This is a genomic window from Roseateles sp. (genome assembly GCF_019237615.1).
Taxonomy (GTDB): Bacteria; Pseudomonadota; Gammaproteobacteria; order Burkholderiales; family Burkholderiaceae_C; genus Pelomonas.
Genome location: NZ_JAFAGT010000028.1, coordinates 22697 through 28871, shown reverse-complemented (window position 1 = coordinate 28871; position 6175 = coordinate 22697). Strand labels below are relative to the sequence as shown.

At 63.7% G+C, this 6175-nt stretch carries 4 protein-coding genes; all 4 read right to left on the bottom strand.

Annotated features, from left to right (window positions below; translation table 11 throughout):
- Nucleotides 1-233: 233 nt before the first annotated feature.
- On the bottom strand, nt 234-1469 hold the full coding sequence (locus tag JOY88_RS05075; RefSeq protein ID WP_293500904.1) for an ATP-binding protein: 1236 nt from the start codon (nt 1467-1469) through the stop codon (nt 234-236).
- A gap of 566 nt (nt 1470-2035) precedes the next feature.
- On the bottom strand, nt 2036-3367 hold the full coding sequence (gene glmM / locus JOY88_RS05070) for a phosphoglucosamine mutase (protein ID WP_293500903.1): 1332 nt from the start codon (nt 3365-3367) through the stop codon (nt 2036-2038).
- Entirely contained in the window at nt 3364-4224 is an 861-nt protein-coding gene (gene folP / locus JOY88_RS05065; protein ID WP_293500902.1) for a dihydropteroate synthase, read from the bottom strand. Before folP ends, glmM begins: the two co-directional genes overlap by 4 nt.
- Nucleotides 4225-4276: 52 nt before the next feature.
- Nucleotides 4277-6175, bottom strand: a complete 1899-nt coding sequence (gene ftsH / locus JOY88_RS05060; protein ID WP_293500900.1) for an ATP-dependent zinc metalloprotease FtsH — start codon at nt 6173-6175, stop codon at nt 4277-4279.

Below are 6175 nucleotides of genomic sequence, written 5' to 3'. Positions count from 1 at the left end.
GATCACGCGCTTGGCCAGATCGACCCCGACTCGGGTAATCTCGTTCATGGGCTTCCCCTTTCACAGGCTTGCAGATTGACGTTTCGCACCATCAATCTTGGCGCTTCGACGCCGTGGGCCAGAAGGTGGGAAGTCCCTTCGTATTCAGCCGCGTCAAAAAAAACGATTGTGGAGCATCCTATGAGGTCGGCTGTTTTGCGCTCAGACTCAATAACCAGCACTTCAACAGCCTGCTAAGGCTTAGTATCAGATCCTGCCACACCCGATTTAGGAACGACTGCTGCGGCTGCAATGGCCTGTAACTCACGCTTCGCCCTATCGAACTCGTCGCGCTCCTGCTGGACTGCGTCAAGGATCCAAGCGGTGTGCTGAGTGTCCTCAATCAAGTACGCACCACGCCCGGCCTTCCAAACAAATTTTTCGCTGCGAAGACGCTCGAGCGCAGTTTGGACAGCTGATTGCGTGATCTCATCGGGCGGCACACCCGTGGAGGCAAAAATGAAGGCCTGATAGCTCATGTTCGACGCCTTCGAATAGGGGACGAATTTCTTCCCCTCCATGGCCATCACCTTGAGAACCGCAGCGTCAAGCGGTTCGAGACCGTTCAGTTGCTGATAGAAGTTCGACTTCGCATTTGCTAGCGCTTCATCCATCTTCTGGAGAAAGTACACATCAATCGTTTCTGCTGCTAGCTTTGACGCAAGCCGAAGAGCTTGGAACACCTTTCTAAGCGGCTCTGGGCGGTGATTGCATGCATCAAATCCGCGAACCATTGCTTCAATACTTGGCTTCGGCTCAAATGCTTGGCTGTTCCGATACCATTTCAGGTAATCCACGTCGAGAGTTGGCAACTCAACGAGTGGAGCATGGTAGAAGGCTTGGTCTTTATCCTCTACTAGCGATGCCAACTTATCGGAACTTGAGCCTGTTGCCAGCATCCTGAAGCCTGGACCTGTACTTGCATTCAGAGCATCACGTGCAGCCTTGAGCGCGTAAAGCGCTTCGCGGCCTTCTTCCGAAACTTGAGAATGTTGCGCTTCATCAATGATCAGTGTGATCGACTTCTTCGACGCAGCCGCCAACAGAGTGAGTGCTTTGGTAAGCGTTTCGCCTTTTCCAAACCCAATGTGGTCGATACTCATTTCGAGGCCGCCAACTTTGATCTTGTCGAGGCCAACCCCCTTCGCTGCCCTCAAGATGAATCCGTCAAACTTCAAAAGCTCACTTTTGATTGCTTGCACGATTACATGGCCTGGGTTGGCCGATTTATCCTCCCACAAATCCGCATAAACGATTTGTGTGCCATAGGCTTTGGATAGCTCAGGAATCAGATCTTCACGAATGAACGTGCTTTTCCCGGTTCGGCGTGGCCCAGTGACGAACAGCCCAGACGAGCTGTCTGCGGACATGAGCTCACCAGCCAGCCGCTTGGCAAGCTCTTCACGGTGGAAGACTTCGATACGCTCCATGGAGGTGCCTCGAACTATGGCAAATTATGCCGAATTATGCCGCGGCGACGCTGTGGCAGCCATGGGAACTATGAGGAATTACGCAAGCTCCAGTCGCCTCTCAGAAGCAGCCGTAACGCATTGATTTTAAAGATTTAATGCGGGAAACATCCCCCTGCGCCAACCGCGACCATCCATACTGCTCAGGCTCCGCGCCCGTGAGTCGCGACTTCGAGCCGCCATCCGCTCATCGTGATTCGTTCTGGCCTGAAGAGCGTTTGGAACGCGTCTCATGCAAGCTGACAGCTGTTGACGCCGGACGGGAACGTTTTTAGCTTTTTTGTCCGAGGTCTTGAGGCGACTTCACCGCCCCGGCCAGCACTGTGGCTGCCTGCACCAATCGCACCATTGCGGATTTGTAAACGGCACTGCCATCCGCCTGTCCGCAGTCGGGACCAAAAGCAGGACCAGGAGCCACTCCTCCCCCCACCATGCCGTTGCCCAAACGGTGCCGCTGCCAAGCCTTCCCGGCCCCAGTTACAAACCTTGGGTCAGCAGCGCAGTAGGACCTTTGGCGCCAACGGGCCTCAGGCCGCCACCGCCTCCGCCAAACGCTGGGCGCAGCGCTGCGCCAGGCCGGCATCCGACGCCTCGACCATGACGCGCAGCAGCGGCTCCGTGCCCGAGGCGCGGATCAGCACCCGGCCGCGGTTGCCCAGTTCGGCCACCACCGCCGCCTGAGCCTCGGCCAGGCGCGTGTTGGTCTTCCAGTCTTGGCCCGCCTGCAGGCGTACGTTGATCAGCGTCTGCGGGAACAGGTCCACACCCTGCAGTTGCTCGGCGAGGCTGCGGCCGCTGCGGCAGACCGACTGCAGCACCAGCAGTGCGCTGACGATGCCGTCGCCCGTCGTGTGCTTGTCCAGCGCCAGCAGGTGGCCGGAGCCCTCCCCGCCCAGTTGCCAGCCGCGGGCAGCCAGCTCTTCCAGCACATAGCGGTCGCCGACCTTGGCGCGCACGAACTCGACGTCGCGCGAGCGCAGCGCCAGTTCGACGGCCATGTTGGTCATCAGCGTGCCAACGGCGCCCGGCACGCGCAGGCCCTGGCCGAGGCGGTCGGCCACCATCACGTAGAGCAGCTCGTCGCCGTTGTAGAGGCGGCCCTGGGCGTCAACCAGTTGCAACCGGTCGGCGTCGCCGTCCAGTGCCACGCCATAGTCCGCGCCATGGGCCTTGACGGCCTCGACCAGCGCGCCGGGCGAGGTCGCGCCGAAACCGGCATTGATGTTGAACCCGTCGGGCTTGCAGCCGATGGCGACGACCTCGGCCCCCAGTTCATGGAAGACGTCGGGCGCGACGTGATAGGCCGCGCCATGGGCCGCGTCGACGACGATCTTCAGGCCCTTGAGCGTCAGGTCCGACCCGAAGCTGTTCTTGCAGAACTCGATGTAGCGGCCGCGCGCGTCTTCCAGGCGCTTGGCGCGGCCCAGGCTGGCCGAGTCCACCCACTGCGGCGCCTCCTCCAGCGCGGCCTCGACGGCCAGCTCCCAGGCGTCCGGCAGCTTCTCGCCCTTGGCGGAGAAGAACTTGATGCCGTTGTCGGCAAAGGGGTTGTGCGAGGCGCTGATGACGACGCCCAGGTCCTGGCGCAGCGCGCGGGTCAGGTAGGCGACGCCGGGCGTGGGCAGCGGACCGGTCAGCAGCACGTTGACGCCCGCGGAGGCGAAGCCGGCTTCCAGCGCGGACTCGATCATGTAGCCGGAGATGCGGGTGTCCTTGCCAATCAGCACCGTCGGGCGCTTGGCGGTCTGGCGCAGCACGCGGCCCACCGCATGGCCCAGGCGCAACATGAAGTCGGGCGTGACCGGGGCCTGGCCCACCGTGCCTCGAATGCCGTCGGTTCCGAAATACTTGCGGCTCATCGAGCATCTTCCTTTTGTACTGTGGGCGGAATTGTCGCCGCATCGACGGCGGCCCAGACCTTGAGGGCGTCCACCGTGGCAGGGACATCGTGCACGCGAATCACGCTTGCGCCGGCGCTGACGGCGCGCAGCGCGGCGGCGAGGCTGGCGGCCACGCGCTGGTCCACAGGCCGGCCGGTAAGGTCGCCCAGGGTGCGCTTGCGCGACCAGCCCACCAGCAGCGGGTAGCCCAGTTCGGCCAGGCGTTGCTGGCCGGCGAGCAGCCTGAGATTGTGCTCGGCGGTCTTCGCGAAGCCATAGCCGGGATCCAGCGCGATGCACCCGGCCGGGATACCCGAGTCGCGTGCGGCCCGGGCGCGCCGCGCCAGGAAGTCAGCCACCTCGGCGACGACGTCGCCATAGACGGCCAACTCCATCATGGACGCCGGCTCGCCGCGCATGTGCATCAGGCAGACGCCCGCGCCGCTGCCAGCCACGGCCGCCAGCGCACCCGGTGCCTGCAAGGCCTGCACGTCGTTGATGATGTCCGCGCCCGCCTCCAGCGCACGGCGCATGACCTCAGGCTTGTAGGTATCGACCGAGACCGGAACGCCCAGCGTCACGGCCGCGGCAAGCACGTCGGCGATGCGCGCCCATTCGCTGTCGGCATCGACGCGCGGCGCACCGGGGCGGGTGGACTCGCCGCCGATATCCAGGATGTCGGCCCCTTCCGCGACGAGGTGCTCGCAGTGCGCGATGGCCGCGCGGCTGTCGTCATGCCGACCGCCGTCGGAGAAGGAGTCGGGCGTCACGTTGACGATGCCCATCACGCGCGGGCGGCTCAGGTCCAACAGGAAGCGGCGGGTCTGCCAATGCATGGTCTTGAATGACCGACGGGCCCTTGCGGGCCCGTCGGTTGCGGGTGGTGGATCAGGCCGCGGCGGGGGCGCCATCGGTGCTGACCGGGGGCGTGCCGCCTGTGGGGCCGCTGGGCGTGGTCGGCTTGTCGTCGGGCGCGCGCGGCGGGCGGCCGGCCATGATGTCCAGGATCTGGTCACGGTCGATGGTTTCCCACTTCATCAGCGCATCGGTCATGGCCTCGACCTTGTCGCGGTTGTCCTCGAGGATCTTCTGCGCCACGGCGTACTGCTCGTCGAGGATGCGGCGGATCTCGCCGTCGACTTTCTGCTGCGTGCTCTCGCTGATGTTGGCCGTCTTGGTCATGTTGCGACCGAGGAAGACCTCGCCCTCGTTCTCGGCATAGACCATGGGACCCAGCAGGTCGCTCATGCCGTAGCGCGTGACCATGTCGCGGGCCATGCGCGTGGCGCGCTCATAGTCGTTGGACGCGCCGGTGGAGATGTCGTGGACGAACAGATCCTCGGCGATGCGACCACCGAACATGATGCTGATGCTGTTGAGCATCTGCTTGAAGTACAGGCTGTGCTGGTCGCGCTCGGGCAGCTGCCAGGTCACGCCCAGGGCGCGGCCGCGCGGCATGATGGTGACCTTGTGGACCGGGTCGGTGTTGGGCAGCAGCTCGGCGACGACGGCGTGACCGGACTCGTGGTAGGCCGTGGCCTTCTTCTCGTCCTCGGTCATGACCATGCTCTTGCGCTCGGGGCCCATGTAGAGCTTGTCCTTGGCACGCTCGAAGTCGATCATCTCGACGAGGCGGGCATTGCGGCGGGCGGCGAACAGGGCGGCCTCGTTGACGAGGTTGGCCAGGTCGGCGCCGCTCATGCCGGGCGTGCCGCGGGCCAGGATGGACGCGTTGACGTCCTGGCCGATGGGCACCTTGCGCATGTGCACGTTCAGGATCTGCTCGCGGCCACGGATGTCCGGCAGCGTCACATAGACCTGGCGGTCGAAACGCCCCGGACGCAGCAGGGCCGGGTCCAGGATGTCGGGGCGGTTGGTGGCCGCGATGACGATGACGCCGAGGTTGGTGTCGAAGCCGTCCATCTCGACGAGCATCTGGTTCAGCGTCTGCTCGCGCTCGTCGTTGCCGCCGCCCAGGCCGGCGCCACGGTGGCGGCCGACGGCGTCGATTTCGTCGATGAAGATGATGCAGGGCGCGCTCTTCTTGGCCTGCTCGAACATGTCGCGCACGCGGGCGGCGCCCACGCCGACGAACATCTCGACGAAGTCGGAACCCGAGATCGTGAAGAACGGCACCTTGGCTTCACCGGCAATGGACTTGGCCAGCAGAGTCTTGCCGGTACCCGGGGGGCCCACCATCAGCACGCCGCGCGGGATGCGGCCGCCCAGCTTCTGGAACTTCTGCGGGTCCTTCAGGAAGTCGACCAGTTCCTTCACCTCTTCCTTGGCCTCGTCGCAACCGGCCACGTCGGCAAAGGTGATGGTGTTGTTGTTCTCGTCCAGCATGCGGGCTTTGGATTTGCCGAAGCTGAACGCCCCGCCTTTGCCGCCGCCCTGCATCTGACGCATGAAATAGACCCAGACGCCGATCAGCAGCAGCATGGGCGTCCAGTTGATCAGCATGCTGACCAAGAAGCTCTGCTCCTCACGGGGCTTGATGTCGAACTTGACGCCGTTGTTGCGCAGGTCGCCGACGAGGCCGCGGTCCTGGTAGGTGGCCAGGGTGCGGATCTTGTTGCCTTCGGTGTCTTCGGCGTAGATGTCACCGGTGATGCCGTCGGGCAGCGTCGCGGACTTGATCCGGTGCGCCTGGACGAGGTCCAGGAACTCGGAATAGGTCACCTGCTTGCCGGGTGCCGTGGTGCCGCCGAACTGCTTGACGACCGTGAACAGCACCAGCGCGATCACGATCCAGACGGCGAACTTAGAAAACCATTGATTGTTCAC